Origin of the sequence: Sporosarcina saromensis (assembly GCF_033253735.1) — a bacterium.
Lineage (GTDB): Bacteria > Bacillota > Bacilli > Bacillales_A > Planococcaceae > Sporosarcina > Sporosarcina saromensis.
In genome coordinates this window covers 271,750-291,696 of sequence record NZ_JAUBDI010000002.1, presented here as the reverse complement: position 1 = coordinate 291,696, position 19,947 = coordinate 271,750, and the positions used below count along the sequence as shown (strand labels likewise).

Genomic DNA, 19,947 nt, shown 5'->3' with positions numbered 1-19,947 from the left:
AATTCATCTTTTATATAATAAGAGAGGTGTATGATGAGAAAATCAATCATTGGAGTTAGCATCGTGGTCATTATAGCTTCAGCAATATACGCACTTAACGCCACAAATGTGCTTGCTAGTTCTATTTTTTCAACAAAGGAATTTTCTGATCATACGTATGTTGGTCCGTTCTCCGTATCCAATGTGAAAGTAAAGAAGGCAAAGGAGCAGCTTGCCACAGATTTTGCGTTGTTACAACAACAAATGCAAGTCGATGTCATGTACCAAGACTATTCGTTCGTACTTCCTGAAGAGCTCATTTCTTTTGATGTTGAGCAATCCATCGAGCAAGCTGAATCAGGGAAGGACAATCCAATCATTGCGCACGTGAATCAGGAAGGACTAGAGACGGTATTACGCAATGAACTTGCAATTTTGTCGTTATCTGACGCATCCATCACGGCAATTGCTAAAGGAATTGAAGGGGAATTGGTAACAGGAATTATCCCTCAAACAGTTGACTTGGTCGACTACATACAAGAAGAAGATAAGAGAATGGCCGAGGTCGCTACAGCTACTTATGAAATGAGTCATGTGAGTCCATCTTTTAGTCGAGCAATAAAAGCGCTAAATGAACTGACGATTGAACCTTTTGAAACCATTTCATTACTTGAACTGCTCACACAATCTAGTGTAGGTGCACTAACAGAAGATGAATTGCACATGATTGCCTCTTCCTTGTATACGGCAGTCCTTCAAACAAATTTTACAATCGATGAAAGAACGATTGGTACCAGTCTATCCAATGATGTGAAAATCGGTTTTGATGCAACGATCAATGAAGCATTGAATCTGGATTTGAAATTTACAAACCCGAATCGCTCAACTTTCATTCTAAAAACAACATGGCAGAATGGGGACTACCATCTGTCCATTGAAGGACTTCCTTTTTATTACACGTACGAACCATTTGTTTTGGAGGAAGAGAAATTCGATTTTCGAACGATCATACAATACAGCGCGTTCGTTAATCGTGGACAAGTCGTTCTTGCGAAAGAAGGAAAAGAAGGTGTGGAAGCGACTGTCCATCGCACAATTTCACATAATGGCGATGTCGTAACAACAGAGCTAATTGCAAAAGACTTTTATGCTCCCCAAGCACGCGTTGAACTACATCCATTACAAAGTGAGAAAACCTCTTCGAATACAAATAACACAACGAATGAGAATTCTTCAGCTACAGGGGAAAGTGGACAAAATGAAACGAGTGGAGGGTCTGCAACTGTGGACGAAGGTAGCAATGACGGTGGGCAGGATAGTTCTTCAGTAGGTAATCAAGTTGATAGACCCGTTGAAAAACCACCTGCAACAGGTGAAAACAATCAACACGGCAACAACGAGCCGGAATATGATAAAAGCGGTCTCCCGCTGACAAGTAAGTGAATTAGAGGGGGTTGCAAATGGCGACAACACGAAAACGGTTAGGCGATTTACTCGTTGAATCCGCACTGATAACAGACGCTCAACTTCAAACTGCATTGGCAGAAAAACCAAGGGATCAGAAGCTAGGGGACGCGCTTTTACAAAGAGGCTATATTACGGAACAGCAATTGATTGAAGTATTGGAATTCCAGTTAGGCATTCCCCACGTCAATCTATTCAGATACCCTTTCGATCCAAAGTTGTTCAATGTTGTCCCTAAGGACTTTGCGAAACGCAATTTACTCGTACCCCTTAAAGCGGAAGGAGATCGATTGTTTGTCGCAATGTCTGACCCGATGGACTATTTAGCAGTAGATGATTTGCGATTATCAACAGGATTCCATATTGAAACCGCCATCGCGTCGAAAGACGATATATTAAAGACAATTTCTAAGTACTATGACGACGATTCATTAGAAGAGTTTTTCATCGATCAGCCGGATGATGCAAAAGAGCAACAAGATGAATTGACGGATTTGGATTCGCCGATTGTTCGTCTAGTCAATCAAATTCTATCTTCAGCAATTACACAAAAGGCGAGCGACATACATATTGACCCCCAAGAACATCAAGTTGTCATCCGTTTTCGCATAGACGGTATGCTGAAAACAGAAAGGTATTTGCCGAAACATATGCAAGCGATGCTCATCGCCCGGATTAAAATCCTTTCGAGTCTCGACATTACGGAACACCGTGTACCACAAGACGGGCGCATTAAAGTGACGATTGACTTCAGACCGATTGATTTGCGTGTGTCTACTTTGCCGACTGTTTTCGGAGAAAAGGTCGTTATGCGGATTTTGGATTTAAGCAGTTCATTGAACGACTTGACGAAATTAGGATTCAGTGATGTGAACATGAAACGATTTTTACAAGAAATCGAACGGCCAAATGGGATTGTCTTAATTTCAGGGCCAACGGGTTCAGGGAAATCATCGACATTGTATGCGGCACTTAATCGGCTCAACCAAGAAGAAGTGAACGTTATCACCGTCGAAGATCCTGTCGAATACCAGCTTGAAGGGGTCAATCAAATTCAAGTGAATGCTACGGTCGGATTGACGTTTGCAAATGGTTTACGTTCAATTTTAAGGCAAGATCCTGATATTGTGATGGTTGGTGAAATCCGTGATCGGGAAACTGTTGAAATTGCAATCCGCGCTTCCCTCACTGGGCATCTCGTATTAAGTACGATTCATACGAATGATTCCATTGCGTCAATTACGCGTTTAATTGACATGGGTGTGGAGCCGTTTTTAGTAACAGCTTCTGTCAATGCAATTGTCGCGCAACGTCTTATCCGGCGCGTCTGTCGGGATTGTGGCAAGCCGATGCCAGCCTCAAATCGTGAAAAAGAGATTTTTGCAAAACGTGGGAAGTCGATTGAAACGATTGTTCGAGGACCTGGTTGCGCAGCTTGCAATATGACGGGATATCGCGGCAGAATTGCAATTCACGAAGTACTTGTCATCAATGATGAAATGCGGGAAGTCATTAATAATCATGGAACACCTGCACACCTTCGTGAAATTGCAATGCGTAATGGCATTATCTTCTTAATAGACGACGGACTCGAAAAAGTACAACAAGGTATGACAACAACCGAAGAAGTGCTTCGTGTAGCACTTATCGAATAGAGGCGATAGTATGACTGAAACACTTAACGCAGTGTTAACAAAAGCGGTAGAATTGAAAGTTTCCGATATTCATTTAACTGTCGGACAGCCACCTGTTTTTCGGATGCATGGTGAATTGAAGCGTTATGGCGATGTACCGGTCGACGAAACGTATACAGAAGCAGTGGCGAAAGCGACCATCCCTGCGAAGTTGTATGAGACTTTCGTAGAAAAAGGCCAAATCGATTATTCGTATGAATTAAAAGGAATCGCACGTTTTCGGGTAAATGCTTTTCAGCAAAGAGGCGCGATCTCACTCGCATTCCGAACGATTCCAACAAATATACCATCCATTGACGACCTGCAAGTACCGAATGTTTTAAAACAATTGGCACAAACGCCTCAAGGACTCATTTTAGTAACCGGTCCGACTGGTTCAGGGAAGTCGACGACGTTAGCAGCAATGATTCGTTACATGAACGAAACGATGCGCAAACATATTATTACACTGGAAGATCCGATTGAGTATGTCCATACCCACGAATCGTCCATCATTGATCAACGTGAAGTCGGTTTTGACACACAATCGTTTGCAGATGGATTACGTGCTTCGTTACGCCAAGATCCAGACGTCATCCTTGTAGGAGAAATGCGTGATCTTGAAACGATTTCTACCGCAATTACAGCTGCAGAAACCGGGCATTTAGTGTTGGCGACACTTCATACGTGGAGTGCAGCTTCGACAATCGATCGGATTATTGACGTGTTTCCACACGGACAGCAAGCGCAAATACGCGTGCAACTGGCCGGCGTGTTGACAGCGGTATTGTCTCAACGGTTGTTTCAGACGGCAGACCGAAAAGGACGGAAAGTCGCAACCGAATTAATGATTGCAAACCCTGCAATTGCCAACTTAATTCGCTCTGAAAAAGTACACCAAATTCCAAACGTCATCCAAACAAACCGTGCGATGGGTATGCACATGATGGAATCTTCCGTAAAACAGTTGCTTGAACAAGGAGCAATTTCATATGAAACCGCCATGCCCTATTTAAAAGGTGATGAGTAACGATGGCTCGCTTTAAATATGAAGGCCGAGATGCCCATGCCAAAAAGTCAGGTGTTATAACGGCTGCGAATAAAAGAGAAGCGGCGATGAAACTAAAAAGCCAAGGAATCCGTGTAACTGACTTGACGGAGCAAGCGGAAACCGTATTGACGAAAGAAATTCATATTGGCAAACCAATCAAACGAACACAGTTCATTATGTTCCTCCGTCAATTTTCCACACTGCTTCGAGCAGGTGTGACGATTGTTGAATCAATCCGCATCTTGTCCATGCAAGTGGAATCCAAACCGTTTCAAAAAATCTTAGTGTCGATTGGCGATGATTTACGCGGCGGCGGTTCATTATCGGAATCACTTACGAAGCATCCGAAAGCATTTGAACCATTGGTCATTAATATGGTAAAAGCAGGAGAGTTATCAGGTTCTGTTGACGATTCATTGGATCGGTTGGCAGAGCACTACGAAAAGGCTCACCGTACAAAACAAAAAGTCATTTCAGCGATGTCTTATCCAATTGTCGTTGGAATCGTCGCAATCGGTGTCGTCATATTCCTCTTATCGTTCGTTGTACCGATGTTTGTCGACTTGTTTGAGAGTATCGGTGGAGAATTACCATGGCTCACACAATTTGTGCTAAAAGCGAGCGACTTCTTGTTGGCGTACTGGTACTTATTTGTGCTACTAGTCGCTGGACTCATTGTTGGTTTCTTACTGTTACGTAGCAATAAAGAAGGCAAATTCCTGTTAGATTCATTTTTATTACGCATTCCGATATTTGGAGATTTATTAAAAAAATCCGCACTTGCAACCTTAACACGAACTTTAAGTTCATTGTTTACAAGTTCAGTGCCCATTTTACAAGCATTATCCATGACGGAGAAAATCGTCGAAAACGAAGTAATAGCGCGTGTCGTGGCACAGTCCAGGTTGTCTTTAGAACGGGGCGGCTCATTAACCGACCCGATGGCCAAACACTGGGCATTCCCGCCCTTAATTCCTCACATGATTGCAATCGGCGAGCAAACAGGTTCACTCGACGCCATGCTCGCAAAAGTGGCGGATTTCTATGAAAAGGAAGTAGAAGCGGCAACCGATCGTTTAAAAGCACTGATTGAACCGATAATGATTATTTTACTAGCCGGTCTAGTAGGCACAATCGTCCTTTCGATTCTCTTACCGATGTTTACAATTTTCACTGAAATAGATAGTATGTAGCGGATGCTGTCGAAAAATAAATAGTTTCAAAGAAATCTAGGAATTTAGTTCCGTTTTTGTAGAAAGTTTGCTATTCTTAAAAGGTACACAAAAGTACGCACTTATAGGGAGGAATTCATAATGAAAAAGTGGTTACAAAAACGTTTGAAAAACGAAAAAGGGTTAACACTTGTCGAGCTTTTAGCCGTCATCGTCATCCTGGGGATCATCGCAGCAATCGCAGTACCGTCGATAGGGAAAGTTATTGATAATACTAAAGATAAAGCAATACTAGCGGATGCTTCCAATATCTTATCCGCTACAAAATTAGCAGTTACGCAAGGTGATTGCAAGAGTGCATCAGAATGTGAGCAATCAGATCTATCAGGCTATCTAGAAAATATTGGTGGCACTTATTCTACTAAGAAGAATGAAAGTGGTGTTTGGACAGTCACTTATTCTAAAATAGGGGATATTAAGAACGATAAATACAAAGCTACTTCAGGTAATACAATGACTGAAGACGAGTTACTAAAGAAAATGGGAAGTAAAGAGTAATATAAAGGAGTCCTACCATGCAATTATTCTCCCGCCGCAAACAACCGGCTACACTCACAATTGAAGAAAACGCAATCCGTTACGTCCGGTTGAAGTCGCGGGAACCCCTTGTGATCGACACGGCTGAAGAAATCCAGCTCCCGCCGAACACAATCGTCGAGGGCAAAATTGTCGACTCCGAAAACATAACGATGATTTTAGAAGGGGTCGTAAAGGAATGGGGCATCGCCAAGCGTGAAGTCCAATTTCTTGCCCCTGATACATATGTAATGATCCGTAAAGTACCGTATCCTGAAGACATCCAGCCCGATGAATTGAAAGGGCATTTTTTCATTGAAATCGGTTCAACGATTTATTTACCGTTTGATGATCCTGTTTTCGATGTGGTCCCTTGCGATTTGAACCCTGCTGCCCATGAGGCGATTTTAATCGCGTCCAAGGAGAGCATTCTTGACCAGTATGAACACGTACTAAAAGAAGTAAAGCTCCATCCAGTCGTTGCCGATATCGGACCGCTCGCGCTGTACCGATTGGCGCATAAAGTGCATGCATTCACGGGTGATGAACACGTCATGCTCGCGGATCTCGGTGAAGGCAAGTTAACGGTTTCTACTTTCCACCACCATTATCCACTGTTCATGCGTCCTGTAGACCTTCAGCAATCTGCAGACCTTTCCGTTGTGACAGATGGACACGTGGATGCATCAATCATTACGCCGACGTCCATCGTGATGGAACTAGAAAAACTAGTGAATTTTTATCGCTATAATTTACAGAATGGGACTGCCTCCATTACCCATCTACTCGTTAATGGGGAGTATGATCATATGGATGCACTACTAGAAGCTATTCGGCAACGGTTTTCAATCCAGGCTGATCGTTTGTTGCAACAGCCATTTCAACTGGCAGATGGACGCGACCTACCAGCAACATTCAATCGTGCGATCGGATTGGCATTGAAAGAGGTGTAAAGATGCTCGTTGATATTAATTTATTGCCCGAAAAAGAGAGGGAGCGCTCTACGCTACTACTTGCTGCACTTATACTAATTGGTGCGGCTCTTCTTTTATGGGCTGTTTTTTTTATAAGCTCACTTCAGTTGGCGAAGTCTACCACACAAGTAGAGGGCCAAATTGTTGAGTTGCATGCTAGACAAGAAGCTATCCGTGAACGCTTGCAACCAACAGATACAGTGAGCGACCGTGATCAGTTAGCAGCAACTGTGACATGGGCAGAATCCTATCAGTTTGCAACTTTACCATTGCTGCGAGAAATGATTGCCTTAATGCCGGACAGAGGCTTTTTTGTTACTTTCCAGTTTACTGCTCCGAATCAGGCCACAATCGCGGTTCAATTTGATGATAAACAGGATGCGGCGCATTATTTGACACGTATTCAAGCTTCATCGCTTGTGAACACAGCGATGATCGAATCTTTAGTTGCCGAGGAGTTGGAGGAAGGTGACGGTAAGAATGAAAACGTCCTTCCGCGTTTCCTTGCGACATACGTTGTCGAATTTGTAGACGAGCGCGGAATGGTTATTGAAACAGAGGACGCTAATCCGGATTTGGAAACGGAGATAGAGGAAACCGACATAGAGGAAGTGGATGGAGAGGTGGACGCGGATGAGTAATTTGACGAAACGGCAAAAGGAAAAAGCACTCATTGGATTAGCTGCCCTCTTTCTACTAGCACTCGGAGCATATTCGTACGGTAAACTGTACAGTCCTGCAAAACAGGCGAATGAACAAGCAATTCAATCGTTGACTAACGAACGAGATATCCTTTTCGCATTGCAACGCCAAGAAGCACAACAGGTTGGAGAGAAAACGTTTAGTTCAAGAACCTTACAAGAAAGAGTTCCTGTCAAACCTTTGGAAGACCAACTACTTCTACAAGTGCATGAAGCAGAAGTTAAGTCTGACACGTTCGTACATGAAGTAAATTTCACTTTAGATGAAACCGTGTTGGACAATTCTCCTGAAGAAGTCGAAAAAGTCCACGCGTTGCTGACTGAAGTGCATTTACAAGCTGATGCTTATTCCAAAGTGGATCGCTTTATCGAGGAAATTGAAGCATTGCAGCGAATTGTTGTTGTGGAATCGATTGAATTCTCTGCGCCTGTTGAAGAGCGTACGAGTAATGACGACGATGTGCTAATGGATTTGACAGTCACGTTTCGCGCATTTTATCGACCAGACCTTGTGGAACTTCTAGAAGAGTCGCCGAAAGTCGATGCACCGGAACCGTCCTCTAAAAAAGATCCTACGCCTATCAATCCAATTCCGTCGATGGAGGAAGAGTAATGACTGTATTATGGGGAAGTGTATTTTTCATTTATGGATGCATCTTCGGCTCCTTTTTCAACGTCGTTGGCTTACGTGTCCCGAAAAAGGAATCAATCATTACCCCTCCATCGCACTGTACACATTGCGGGAAGAAGCTCGGAATGATCGATCTGATCCCTGTTCTCTCTTTTATCTTTTTAAAGGGGAAATGTCGTCGTTGTGGGACAAAGATTAGCCCGATCTATCCATTTATGGAGTTCGTGACGGGAGGATTGTATGCACTTGCGTATGTGCAAATCGGTTTTAAGTTGGAGTTAATCATTGCGATTTTATTCATTTCATTGCTCGTAATCATTACCGTTTCGGATATTGCGTACATGCTTATTCCTGATAAAGTGCTTCTTCCGTTCGCTATTACTTTTCTTATCGGTCGATGGATCATTCCGACGAGTCCGTGGTGGGACAGTTTGCTTGCGGCAGCCGTTGGATTTAGTGTGTTATTTCTAATAGCGATTGTGTCGAAAGGTGGCATGGGTGGCGGAGACATTAAACTGTTCTTTGTCATTGGTCTTGTGTTAGGTACCATCAATACACTCGTTACGCTATTCCTTGCCTCACTCATCGGTTCTGTCGTCGGGATTTATATCCTTAAAAAGACGGGTAAAGGACGAAAAACGCCAGTGCCATTTGGTCCTTCAATTGCAATTGCGGCCATCGTTGCATACTTTTGGGGAGCAGACTTTGTCGATTGGTATCAGCATTTATTCATTTAGGTCGATAAATTTCTTTGGACAAGGCGACATACGTCTTGTTCTTTTTCATGTTTGTTTTGATATGGTTGCTTAAAACGAGGTGAGCAGACGTGAATTTTAAGAAGAAATATTCGAAAATGACAGTTCTGGCAGCAATGATCCATGGAGTAGTGATTGGCATTGCGGCTGTTGCCATCGTTGGCTTTGTCATTGTCGGGACAAGTGGAATAGGGAAAGAACAGGCAGTGGAGAAGGGAGTTGCCACGCAACCGGAAAAAAAGGGAGAAGAGGAGAAGACTCCGGTTTCAGGTGATGTGGTACCAACTGGCGATCCGTTGAAAATGGTTGCGAAACAACATGGTGTTTTCTCATCAGCAGACGCGGCAAAAGAATTCATTGCAACAGACGCTGCATTAGCAAAAGCGGCTGTCATTGAGGCGGACGGTCAATTTTTTGTTTGGAGTGCAATCGGCCTTGCGGAAGATGAGTTGATTGTCAGTGAAGCGGAAGGGACATTCAGAAAACCGTTTTATGCTGAAACATCGGCTTGTTCAGCAATCGGAGCTGGGAAATTGACGAAAGCGTTAAGTGAGACCGATTTAGCGCAAATTAAAATTTTGACGACCTCAGGAGAAGGGGAGTCTGACGAAAAAGGTGTGGCAGACTTTAGAAAGAATTTGGTTGCTGTGACGGCGTTTACGTCAGATTTGCAAGTGATTCGTTTGCAATTATTAGCTCATTATACACATAAAGATGGGTGTGCCAAAATCAGTTTTTGATAAGTTTTCCAGTCCATTATTAATTTTTGGCCGTTTAGAGAAAATTTTCATTTGCCACCTCCTCGTATATGATAAAGAAAAAGGAGGGAGTAAAGTGAAGTTCACTGTACAAAAGCCAATCATTTTAGCATCTGGCTCACCAAGAAGGCAGGAATTGTTGACGTTAGCAGGTATTCCTTTTGACGTGCAAGTCAGTCATGCAGAGGAAGATATCGAATTGATTGAACAAGATTTTGGTAGGTATGTGGAGCAGTTGGCAGTAAAGAAAGCTTCCGTCGTTGCAGAAAATCATCCCGAGGCGCTCGTCATTGCTGCAGATACGATTGTCGTCTATGAAGGAGCGATTTATCCGAAGCCTTCATCAGCAGAACAGGCGGTAGCGTTTTTGAAGGAATTCTCCGGTAACACACATTCAGTTTTTACAGGTGTTTGTTTACTGGAAGGTGGAAAGTCGAAATTATTTTCGGTAGAAACGAAAGTGACGTTCCGCTCCATTGACGAAGCATTAGTACATGCTTATGTCCAATCGGGGGATCCAATGGACAAGGCTGGCGGATATGGCATCCAAACAGCTGGTGCATTGCTCGTTGAAAAAATAGAAGGCGATTATTTAAATGTTGTCGGTCTGCCTTTGTCGAAGCTAGTTGAGCTGTTAAGGAAAGAAGGGCACATCCGTTTGAAGGAGGGTGAACATTTCCTTGACAGTTGACGTGAAAAAACAAATGATGATCCGGGATGTACATATCGCTGACAGACCGCGTGAAAGGCTGATTCGACAAGGGGCGGCAAGCCTTTCGAATCAAGAACTTGTTGCGATTCTTTTGCGGACAGGTACACGAGAGGAATCCGTTCTCATGCTTGCAAACCGCATCCTAAAAACTTTTGATAAAATCCAAGATTTAAGAGACGCGACCGTCGAAGAGATGATGGCTGTTAAAGGTATTGGACAAGCAAAGGCTGTCCAAATTCTTGCTGCCGTGGAAATCGGAAAGCGACTTTATCAGAAACATTCCGAGGGGCGTTATGTCATCCGGTCTCCCGAAGATGCAGCAGCTTATTTGATGACTGATATGTCTTCGCTTTTGCAAGAACATTTTGTCGTTTTGTTTCTGAACGTGAAAAATGAAGTGTTGCATAAACAGACAATCTTCATCGGTAGTTTAAATTCATCGATTGTACATCCACGCGAGATTTATCGCGAAGCTGTAAAACGTTCAGCAGCTTCAATCATTGCTGCGCACAACCATCCTTCCGGGAATCCCGCGCCGTCACCCGAAGATATCGAGGTGACGAAAAGGTTAGTGGAAGCAGGTTCGATCATCGGCATCGACTTGCTCGATCATGTCATCATCGGGGATCATAAATTCATCAGCTTGAAGGAAAAAGGATATATGAACTAGAAATAAACGCCTATTTTGGTAGATTACAATTCGACATAAAATCACAAAAAACGTCATAAAGCCAATAAATAAAAGGTTTTTTAACTAGTCTAAGAGTAATGGAAATCGTTCACACACTTATTAATCTGTCAGCTAAAACGATTGACACTGTGAATTTGTTCGCCAATCCGTTATAATGTGGTTTATGATTTGAAGAAGACCATATTTAAGCGGTCGAATAGAAAGGAAGAACAAATTTGTTTGGATTAGGATCTAGAGATGTCGGTATTGACCTCGGCACAGCTAATACATTGGTTTTTATTAAAGGAAAAGGGATTGTTCTTCGTGAACCTTCTGTCGTTGCAAAAAATACTGTTACGAATGAAATCGTAGCCGTCGGTTCGGCTGCTAAAAATATGATTGGCCGGACACCAGGCTCCATTGTAGCAACACGTCCAATGAAAGATGGTGTCATTGCGGATTTTGAAATTACGACAGCGATGATCGAGCATTATATGCGTGAAGCGACAAAAGCTGCGGGTAGTTCTTGGAAAAAGCCCAACGTAATGGTTTGTGTACCATTTGGTATTACATCTGTTGAACAACGTGCGGTTATTGACGCTGCAAGACAAGCTGGCGCAAAAGATGCGTATACAATCGAAGAGCCTTTTGCAGCAGCAATCGGCGCTAATTTGCCTGTTTGGGAACCTACAGGAAGCATGGTCGTCGATATAGGTGGGGGTACGACTGAAGTAGCGGTTATTTCACTTGGCGGTATTGTCACTAGCGAATCAATCCGCATTGGTGGAGACTCCATGGATGGTGCAATTATTAGCTACATTCGTAAAGTGTATAATTTGACGATTGGTGAACGCACTGCTGAAGCCATTAAGATTGAAATCGGTTCAGCGAAAGTATCAAACAAAGCTGAGAAGATGGAGATTCGTGGTCGTGATTTATTGACTGGTCTGCCGAAAACGTTGGAAATCTCTTCAGATGAAATTGTTGAAGCGCTCCGTGAGTCGATTCTACAAATTATCGAAGGTGTTAAGAAAACGTTAGAAGCGACACCACCGGAATTGTCTGCAGATGTCATGGAACGTGGAATTGTGCTGACTGGTGGCGGTGCGTTACTCGACAATTTGGACAAGGTTATTTCTGATGAAACGAATATGCCTGTTTTCATTGCTGAGGATCCATTGGATTGTGTGGCAATCGGGACAGGGAAAGCACTCGATAATTTTGAGTTGATTAAGAAAATGCAAGTTCGATAATTTGAGGGAGGATTTATGCAATGCCACGATTTTTTTCAAATAAACGGTTGATTTTATTGCTTGTAGGCGTAATCGTCCTAGTGGCATTGATTTCCTTCTCTCTTCGGGACAGGCAGAATGCCACCCTTCCAGAAAAAATTGTTAAAGATGTTGTCGGTTTCGGTCAATCGTTGTTCTCGAAACCGGCACATTACTTAACCGGCACTTTGGATAAGATTGATGGACTATTGAATACATATGAAGAAAACAAGAGTTTAAAAGCAAGACTACAAGAATATGCCGCTACACAAGCCGAATTATTGGACGTGAAAGCGGATAATGAAAAATTGCGTGAAATCGTCGGTAAGCAAGATAGTCTACGGGATTATAATCCGATTCATGCGACCGTCATTTCGAGAAACCCTGATCAGTGGGAGGAAAAAATTATCATTGATAAGGGAATTGAACACGGCGTCCGACTGAATATGGCTGTCATTACAGCAAACGGTTTAGTTGGGAAAGTCGTACTTGAAAGTGCGTTCACGTCTACGGTTGAATTACTATCCACGGAAAACCCAAATTTCCGGGTTTCAGCGATGATTCCGGGAGAGACACCTATTTTTGGCTTGATTGAAGGATATGACACGACGCGTGGCGAATTGATTATGAAACGAATCGATTCCAACTTTGAAGTGAAGGAAGGTCAAAAAGTTGAATCGTCAGGACTTGGTGGGATTTTCCCTAAAGGTTTATACATTGGAGAAGTGACTGAAGTATCCACAGATGACTTTGGGTTGACAAAATTGGCATATATCCGTCCGGCTGCCGATTTTTCGATGCTCGATCATGTGATGGTGGCAGATCGGGTATCCACAACAGAACCAAAAGAAGGCACTGACGGAGCGAGTTCTTCGGACGGCAAGGGGGACGATGGATCGTGATTAGGTTCATAATCCCTCTTATTGCTGTCGTGTTATTTTTTTTGGAACCTGTTTTCAGTCTGTTTTCGCCGGTTTCGATTGGTCATGTAGAATATACCCTTGTACCACGATTAGTCATCGTCTATTTAATCTTTATCGCCGTTTACTTCAATCGTAAACGAGCAATCTACTATGGAATCGTATTTGGACTCTTGTATGATATGTATCACATTGATATTATTGGAGTATATACTTTTTTATATCCGGTACTATGTTATCTTGCGTATTTGATTATCCGACAAGTGCACCGCCACATTTTGACGGTGATGGTGCTGTCTTTAGTGATGATTGCATTGCTTGAGTTACTTTCTTATTCATTCGCAAGTGTCATTGCCCTCACGTCAATAGGGTTTGAAGAATTCATCGTGAGTCGACTCGTTCCTACAATGATTGCTAATACAATTTTTGTTGGGATGTTTGGGTACTTCTTCAAACGACTCCTAATAAGAGAGAGCTACTAAACACCGGTCTATAAACAAGAAATTGTGAGGGACGCAAATGACGAAACAGCACTATGTAACGATAAAAGGGACAAAAGACGGACTTGTCCTCCGACTAGACGACAAATGCGCTTATTCGGACATGCTTGCAGAACTCCGCAATAAAGTGAGCGAAAATAGTCTGGACGGTCTTGCTGAAGTGAAAATCCATATTGGAAATCGCTACTGTAACGAAGAAGAACTAAAGGAAATCATGAATGTCGTCCATGAATCACCGCATTTACAGGTTTCGAAGATTCAAAGTGAAGTCATTTCAATTGAAGAAAGCAATCGAAAAATTTTGGAGAACCAATCCGAAACGTTCATTGGAATTGTCCGATCTGGGCAAGTGGTGAAGGCTGACGGAGACCTTGTCGTTATCGGTGATGTCAATCCGAATGGACGTGTCGTTGCTGCTGGAAGCATTTATATATTAGGACGACTGAAAGGGATCGCTCATGCGGGTGCGAACGGCAATGAGGAGGCTGTCATTGCAGCATCTTGGCTAGAAGCAACGCATTTGATGATAGCAGATAAAATGGAAACGATGACGGATGAACTGACAGTATTGTCTGAGCAACCTGAGATGGAGTGTGCGTACATTCATCCAAATGGCTTCATCGCCATAGATCGTTTGCAGGAGCTTCGGATTCTCCGACCTAATTTGTCAACATTTAAAGGAGGGAGCTAGTGTGGGAGAAGCAATTGTCATAACGTCTGGAAAGGGAGGAGTCGGAAAGACGACTACCTCTGCTAATCTTGGGACTGCATTGGCTCTGCAAGGTAAGAAAGTCTGTCTCGTTGATACGGATATCGGACTGCGTAACCTGGATGTCATTTTAGGGCTTGAAAATCGGATCATCTATGATCTCGTGGATGTCATTGCAGGTAGGTGTAAAATTCACCAAGCACTTGTGAAGGATAAGCGGTTTGAAGAAGGGCTGTTTTTATTACCCGCAGCGCAGACAACCGATAAAAATGCGGTTACTCCTGAGCAAATGAAGGAATTAATTACCGAGTTGAAGAGAGATTATGATTACATTTTAATTGACTGTCCAGCCGGTATTGAGCAAGGGTACAAAAATGCGGTTGCAGGGGCTGACCGTGCAATCGTCGTCACGACACCTGAAATTTCTGCTGTCAGAGACGCTGATCGGATCATCGGTTTATTGGAGCAAGAAGAGATCGAGCCACCTAAACTGATCATCAATCGGATTAAAAGCCGCCTCGTCAATAGTGGAGATGCGTTAGACGTCAATGAGATTACGACGCATTTATCCATCGACTTACTTGGAATCGTGTTGGACGATGAAAATGTCATTTCTTCATCAAATAAAGGGGAACCAGTCGTGATGGACCCTTCCAATCCTGCTGCAATTGGTTACCGGAATATTGCCCGCCGTATTTTAGGTGAATCGGTGCCGCTAATGTCGCTGGATGAAGGGAAAGCAGGCTTTTTCGGGAAATTAAAATCATTATTTGTAAAGTGAACACAAATCCTTGACATGACCTGTCAGGGGTTTTTATTATTGCGCTAAAAAATTGGCAGGCTTTATGAAGTAGATTTGCTAATAAATTTTCTGACAAAAAGATTGTTTCAAGTCTTTTGCCCATAATATTCCCGAACGTCCCATCATATACTGAGAAAAAAGGTGGTGTGACGGGGTGAAATGGAAGACGAAATGGATTCTTGCTATTCTTTTGGCAATTGGTGTGTTCAGCTTTGCTAAGTTGGAAGAGATGGGCGTCGTGAACAAACCGATAACCCAATATATAACAACTGGAAAGGACTTTATCGTCATGAAAAAATGGGTATCTTCATTGATAGATAATGACGATGAAGATGCAATTGTTGTATCCGCGGAGCCGGTGGAAGAACTGCCATTTGCTGCATACGAATCGATGCAACCGTATAAAGACGGGGTAATTGTCTCGTATACACACGCGATGCCGATTACAGCTCAAGGTGACGGACTTGTTGTGTTTACAGGTTCTACGCGGCAATCCGGTAAGACTGTAACCGTGCTCTATGATGATGGTGATGAGGTGACATATGGGTTTGTAGGATCCATTCAAAAGTTGCCGTATTCAACTGTGAAAAAAGGGGACACGCTCGCTTTGATGGATGAAGAAGCCATCTATTTGAAAGTGAAAAGAGAAGGGGTTATTTTAGAAGCGGGTGTATTAGCTACTTATTTCTCGGATACGAACGAATGAAGTTTCGTTTACATCCGATACTTGCCCCATTTTTTCTCTTCTTAGCTTTTACTGGAGGTCTGTCCTATTATGCGCTCATTTTCATATCGCTACTTCTCCATGAAGCAGGTCATTTAATTGCAGCACGAATGTGTGGAATGAGCGTGCAATCTTGTACAATAATGCCTTATGGTGGAGAGTTACGAATTCATAATCGCTTTATGCATGGAAAGATGCAACGGATTTTTGTAGCGATCAGTGGACCACTTGCTACCATGATGGTCCTTCTCCTAGCAATGGTGTTTTCATTTCCAGGAGATGAGCAAGTTGTGCATATTCAATTCGCAATTTTACTCATAAATTTACTACCCATTTTACCACTTGACGGTGGACAAGCTATAAGTGCGCTTCTTGAAACGGCAGACAAAAAATATGAAGTGAGAACGGGGTACTTGCTTTTCTCAATTTTCGCGCTGCTATTCAGCATTGCTTTCATGTCTTTTAGAATGCCAGAGACGATTCTTTTCCTATTACTAGCTCTTTTTCTACTGAGCCAAAATGTGTCCGCTTTTCAATTTCGAAAATATGAACAAGCTTATGAGAAGTTGATACGAAAACAGTTGACGCCATAGCGTAGACGTGATAATATTTTACTGTTATTGTTTGTAGCACCCGTGCTACAACCGCACTGATAAGGTACAAGCATCTTTCGGGATCACCTTTGAAGGCGAGTCTGAGTCTATAGAGGAGGTGCAAGTATGTACGCAATTATTGAAACTGGTGGAAAGCAAATCAAAGTCGAAAAAGGCCAAGAAGTCTACATTGAGAAAGTAGTCGGCGAAGCTGAGGAAACTGTAACATTCGACAAAGTTCTATTCGTAGGTGGAGATGACGTGAAAGTTGGCGCGCCATTCGTTGAAGGTGCTTCTGTAACGGCTAAAATCGTTAAGCATGGTCGCGGTAAGAAAATCACGGTATTCAAATACAAGCCGAAAAAGAACTACCACAAAAAGCAAGGTCATCGTCAGCCATACACTAAAGTTGTCATCGAAGGCATCAACGCGTAAGCCGGCATGATCAAAATCATGATTAATGAACAACCATCTGGCCGGATCGCCTCTTTTGAGATGAAAGGCCATGCCGATTACGCTGAACATGGAAAAGATCTCGTCTGTGCAGGTGCATCTGCAGTTTCTTTTGGAGCTGTCAATGCAATTATTGCACTCACTGGCATCACGCCTGATATCCGACAAGGCTCGGACGGAGGGTATTTGAAAGTGGAGTTTCCCGAAACGGAAAAAGATGAAGAAATCCAATTGATCGTGAAGGCGATGATTGTTTCATTACAGACGATTGAACAAGATTACGGGCAACATATAAAACTTATTTTTTCCCGATAGGAGGTGGCACTTATGTTACGTTTGGATCTCCAGTTTTTTGCATCGAAAAAAGGAGTAGGTTCTACAAAGAACGGTCGTGACTCCGAATCGAAACGTCTTGGCGCAAAACGTGCTGATGGACAATTCGTTTCAGGCGGCTCTATCCTTTATCGTCAACGCGGAACAAAAATTCACCCAGGTGAAAACGTTGGTCGCGGTGGTGACGATACACTTTTTGCAAAAGTTGACGGCGTTGTTCGTTTCGAACGCTTTGGCCGCGACAAGAAAAAAGTTAGTGTATACCCTGTAGCTCAAGAAGCTTAATGGTATCGTATTTAGAAAGGACTGCATTTTACCATGCAGTATTCAGAGTGTAGACAAAGTTGATTTGGACTTTGTCTACACTCTTTTTTACTGAAATTTATAGTACATAGGAATCCTTCAGCCTGATTGAAAACGCTTGTCCGGTAGTAGGCAGTCTAAGTTCGGGACGTCCTGTCCCAACGACTGCATGACCTGCGTCGTGCAGGCCCGCGCGAAGGCGAGCGAAGACGCGAATAGAACTAAAGTTCATGAGCGGACGAGCGAGACGAGCAACAACGGATGCGAGCGTTTGTCAACAGGCTGAGGACTGCATTTTACCGTGCAGTCCTTTTTATTTTTTGACGAATCACAAGGTCAAAATGCTATACTGTATAGTATGAAACTCTGGCGGTGATAAAATGGGGTCCGAAAATCTTACAATAGGAAGTGCATTGAAATTTGCACGGCACGATTTTTTGAATGAGTTACAGCTCATGCTTCTTTATTTGGATCTTGGAAAAACAGCTGAAGCAAGAAAGACGTTGTTGGAAACAACAGAACGCATGCGGCACGTTTCCTTGTTAGAGAAGCTTCAATTGCCTGAAACGGAACTTTTGCTAAGTACATTCGATTGGATGTATACGGTTTTTTCAAAATCACTGACGTGTCATATTGAAGCGGGGCCACGGGCTGTCGAGGATGAAGCCGTTGTGTCTTATTTGAAAGCTTTATTGAAGACGATTGAAGAAGGCGTCGATCCACTCAGTGACTATCATATCGATGTACTCGTCAAAGCTACATCTGAAGAATGGTCGATTCAGCTGACAGTAACAGGATCACTTACACATATCCCGCAATTCGTACATGAACAGAGAGGGTTTCTTGTACGCGAGTCGAAGCAAGAGCAGCAATGGACGTTCACGCTAAGTGGACGATAGGAGGAAAATACATGTTTGTCGATCACGTAAAAGTATATGTAAAAGGTGGAAATGGCGGCGATGGGATGGTCGCATTCCGCAGAGAGAAATACATCGCCTATGGAGGACCTGCTGGTGGAGACGGAGGTAAAGGTGCGGATGTCGTTTTTATCGTCGATGAAGGATTGCGTACGTTAATGGACTTTCGTTACCAACGTCATTTTAAAGCGACACGAGGGGAACATGGAGCAACGAAGAATATGCATGGAAAAGGTGGCAAGGATCTTGTTGTCAAAGTACCACCTGGGACGATTGTCAAAGACGCAGAGACGGGGCATATCATTGCCGATTTAGTGGAACATGGTCAAACTGCTGTTATCGCCAAAGGAGGCCGCGGTGGGCGAGGGAACTCCCGTTTTGCGACACCTCAAAACCCTGCACCTGAGCTTTCGGAAAAAGGAGAACCAGGGGAAGAGAAAGAGATCATCCTTGAATTGAAAGTATTAGCGGATGCCGGATTAGTCGGTTTCCCAAGTGTAGGGAAGTCCACGTTGCTCTCTGTCGTTTCAGCAGCAAAACCGAAAATTGCTGATTATCATTTTACAACACTTGTCCCGAATCTTGGAATGGTTGAGTTGGAAGATGGCAATACGTTTGTTCTTGCGGATTTGCCAGGCTTAATTGAAGGGGCGCACGAAGGGATTGGTCTAGGTCACCAGTTTTTACGTCATATTGAACGAACACGTGTCATTATTCATGTTGTCGATATGTCCGGTTTGGAAGGACGAGACCCGTATGAAGACTATGTCACCATTAATGAAGAACTGGAAAAATATAATCTTCGCTTGATGGAACGTCCGCAAGTCATCGTTGCAAACAAAATGGATATGCCGGATGCTGAAGAGAACCTTGTTCAATTTAAAGAAAAATTGAATGATGAAGAAGCATTGATCTTCCCGATTTCTGCGATTACACGCGAAGGATTGGATCGGTTATTGTTCAAAGTTGTTGAACTTCTTGAGACAACACCTGAATTTCCGATGCACGAAATTGAAGAGGAGGATGAAAATCGCTCTGTTCTTTATAAACATGAATCTGAAACGGCAAACTTTAAAATTACACGTGATGATGATGGAGCGTTCGTTCTATCCGGTTATGCACTTGAACGCCTATTCAAGATGACCGATTTCAATTTCGATCAATCTGTTCGGAAGTTTGCACGTCAAATGCGTGGTATGGGAATCGATGATGCACTTCGCGAACGTGGCGCAAAAGACGGAGATACGGTACGGATTCTCGACTTTGAATTTGAGTTCTTAGAATAAGCATTCATGTTTGATTGAAA

At 43.1% G+C, this 19,947-nt stretch carries 24 protein-coding genes and 1 other annotated feature; all 24 genes read left to right on the top strand.

The genetic code is table 11. The features are described from left to right. The first annotated feature begins 33 nt into the window (after positions 1–33). The 24 genes from QT711_RS04285 to obgE all read left to right on the top strand — a co-directional run bounded on the left by QT711_RS04285 (position 34) and on the right by obgE (position 19,927). Complete coding sequence (locus QT711_RS04285; protein WP_317942273.1) at positions 34–1,422, top strand: VanW family protein; 1,389 nt, start codon at positions 34–36, stop codon at positions 1,420–1,422. 17 nt (positions 1,423–1,439) lie between these two features. Further along, positions 1,440–3,098 carry a GspE/PulE family protein gene (locus tag QT711_RS04280; protein WP_317942272.1) on the top strand — a complete coding sequence of 553 codons (1,659 nt, stop codon included), beginning with the start codon at positions 1,440–1,442 and terminating at the stop codon, positions 3,096–3,098. Between the two features lie 10 nt (positions 3,099–3,108). After that, entirely contained in the window at positions 3,109–4,146 is a 1,038-nt protein-coding gene (locus QT711_RS04275; protein WP_317942271.1) for a type IV pilus twitching motility protein PilT, read from the top strand. Positions 4,147–4,148: 2 nt separating this feature from the next. Further along, positions 4,149–5,360 (top strand): type II secretion system F family protein, encoded by a 1,212-nt coding sequence (locus QT711_RS04270; RefSeq protein WP_317942270.1) that lies wholly within the window; start codon positions 4,149–4,151, stop codon positions 5,358–5,360. A gap of 120 nt (positions 5,361–5,480) precedes the next feature. Beyond that, positions 5,481–5,897 (top strand): type II secretion system protein, encoded by a 417-nt coding sequence (locus QT711_RS04265; protein WP_317942269.1) that lies wholly within the window; start codon positions 5,481–5,483, stop codon positions 5,895–5,897. 17 nt (positions 5,898–5,914) lie between these two features. After that, positions 5,915–6,868 carry a type IV pilus biogenesis protein PilM gene (gene pilM, locus QT711_RS04260; RefSeq protein ID WP_317942268.1) on the top strand — a complete coding sequence of 318 codons (954 nt, stop codon included), beginning with the start codon at positions 5,915–5,917 and terminating at the stop codon, positions 6,866–6,868. Positions 6,869–6,870: 2 nt separating this feature from the next. Further along, complete coding sequence (locus QT711_RS04255) at positions 6,871–7,530, top strand: fimbrial assembly protein (protein WP_317942267.1); 660 nt, start codon at positions 6,871–6,873, stop codon at positions 7,528–7,530. Continuing rightward, on the top strand, positions 7,523–8,203 hold the full coding sequence (locus QT711_RS04250; RefSeq protein ID WP_317942266.1) for a pilus assembly protein PilO: 681 nt from the start codon (positions 7,523–7,525) through the stop codon (positions 8,201–8,203). The genes QT711_RS04255 and QT711_RS04250 overlap by 8 nt, the downstream gene beginning before the upstream one ends. Beyond that, a complete protein-coding gene (locus tag QT711_RS04245) occupies positions 8,203–8,958 on the top strand; it encodes a prepilin peptidase (RefSeq protein WP_317942265.1) in 756 nt (251 codons plus the stop codon). Before QT711_RS04250 ends, QT711_RS04245 begins: the two co-directional genes overlap by 1 nt. Positions 8,959–9,047: 89 nt before the next feature. Next, the gene (locus QT711_RS04240) at positions 9,048–9,716 is read left to right on the top strand and encodes a hypothetical protein (protein WP_317942264.1); all 669 of its coding nucleotides are present in this window, start codon (positions 9,048–9,050) and stop codon (positions 9,714–9,716) included. A gap of 94 nt (positions 9,717–9,810) precedes the next feature. Continuing rightward, a complete protein-coding gene (locus QT711_RS04235) occupies positions 9,811–10,425 on the top strand; it encodes a Maf family protein (RefSeq protein WP_317942263.1) in 615 nt (204 codons plus the stop codon). A gap of 13 nt (positions 10,426–10,438) precedes the next feature. Further along, on the top strand, positions 10,439–11,116 hold the full coding sequence (radC, locus tag QT711_RS04230) for a RadC family protein (protein WP_317942332.1): 678 nt from the start codon (positions 10,439–10,441) through the stop codon (positions 11,114–11,116). 236 nt (positions 11,117–11,352) lie between these two features. After that, positions 11,353–12,369 (top strand): rod shape-determining protein, encoded by a 1,017-nt coding sequence (locus QT711_RS04225; protein ID WP_317942262.1) that lies wholly within the window; start codon positions 11,353–11,355, stop codon positions 12,367–12,369. A 20-nt stretch (positions 12,370–12,389) separates the two neighbouring features. Then, positions 12,390–13,289: a rod shape-determining protein MreC gene (mreC, locus tag QT711_RS04220; protein WP_317942261.1), complete on the top strand. Its 900-nt coding sequence runs from the start codon at positions 12,390–12,392 to the stop codon at positions 13,287–13,289. Beyond that, complete coding sequence (gene mreD / locus QT711_RS04215; protein WP_317942260.1) at positions 13,286–13,789, top strand: rod shape-determining protein MreD; 504 nt, start codon at positions 13,286–13,288, stop codon at positions 13,787–13,789. Before mreC ends, mreD begins: the two co-directional genes overlap by 4 nt. Before the next feature lie 37 nt (positions 13,790–13,826). Continuing rightward, the gene (gene minC, locus QT711_RS04210; RefSeq protein ID WP_317942259.1) at positions 13,827–14,498 is read left to right on the top strand and encodes a septum site-determining protein MinC; all 672 of its coding nucleotides are present in this window, start codon (positions 13,827–13,829) and stop codon (positions 14,496–14,498) included. Position 14,499: 1 nt separating this feature from the next. Next, positions 14,500–15,297, top strand: coding sequence for a septum site-determining protein MinD (minD, locus tag QT711_RS04205; protein ID WP_317942258.1), 798 nt, complete (start codon positions 14,500–14,502; stop codon positions 15,295–15,297). 175 nt (positions 15,298–15,472) lie between these two features. After that, the gene (locus QT711_RS04200; protein ID WP_317942257.1) at positions 15,473–16,024 is read left to right on the top strand and encodes a peptidoglycan DD-metalloendopeptidase family protein; all 552 of its coding nucleotides are present in this window, start codon (positions 15,473–15,475) and stop codon (positions 16,022–16,024) included. Continuing rightward, positions 16,021–16,635 carry a M50 family metallopeptidase gene (locus tag QT711_RS04195; protein WP_317942256.1) on the top strand — a complete coding sequence of 205 codons (615 nt, stop codon included), beginning with the start codon at positions 16,021–16,023 and terminating at the stop codon, positions 16,633–16,635. Before QT711_RS04200 ends, QT711_RS04195 begins: the two co-directional genes overlap by 4 nt. Positions 16,636–16,674: 39 nt before the next feature. Further along, positions 16,675–16,748, top strand: a sequence feature (ribosomal protein L21 leader region). 13 nt (positions 16,749–16,761) lie between these two features. Further along, positions 16,762–17,070 carry a 50S ribosomal protein L21 gene (rplU, locus tag QT711_RS04190; protein ID WP_317942255.1) on the top strand — a complete coding sequence of 103 codons (309 nt, stop codon included), beginning with the start codon at positions 16,762–16,764 and terminating at the stop codon, positions 17,068–17,070. Between the two features lie 6 nt (positions 17,071–17,076). After that, a complete protein-coding gene (locus QT711_RS04185) occupies positions 17,077–17,403 on the top strand; it encodes a ribosomal-processing cysteine protease Prp (protein ID WP_317942254.1) in 327 nt (108 codons plus the stop codon). 12 nt (positions 17,404–17,415) lie between these two features. Then, positions 17,416–17,706: a 50S ribosomal protein L27 gene (gene rpmA / locus QT711_RS04180; RefSeq protein ID WP_041075331.1), complete on the top strand. Its 291-nt coding sequence runs from the start codon at positions 17,416–17,418 to the stop codon at positions 17,704–17,706. A 398-nt stretch (positions 17,707–18,104) separates the two neighbouring features. After that, positions 18,105–18,623, top strand: coding sequence for a Spo0B domain-containing protein (locus QT711_RS04175; protein ID WP_317942253.1), 519 nt, complete (start codon positions 18,105–18,107; stop codon positions 18,621–18,623). A gap of 11 nt (positions 18,624–18,634) precedes the next feature. Further along, positions 18,635–19,927 carry a GTPase ObgE gene (gene obgE, locus QT711_RS04170; protein WP_317942252.1) on the top strand — a complete coding sequence of 431 codons (1,293 nt, stop codon included), beginning with the start codon at positions 18,635–18,637 and terminating at the stop codon, positions 19,925–19,927. Positions 19,928–19,947: the final 20 nt, after the last annotated feature.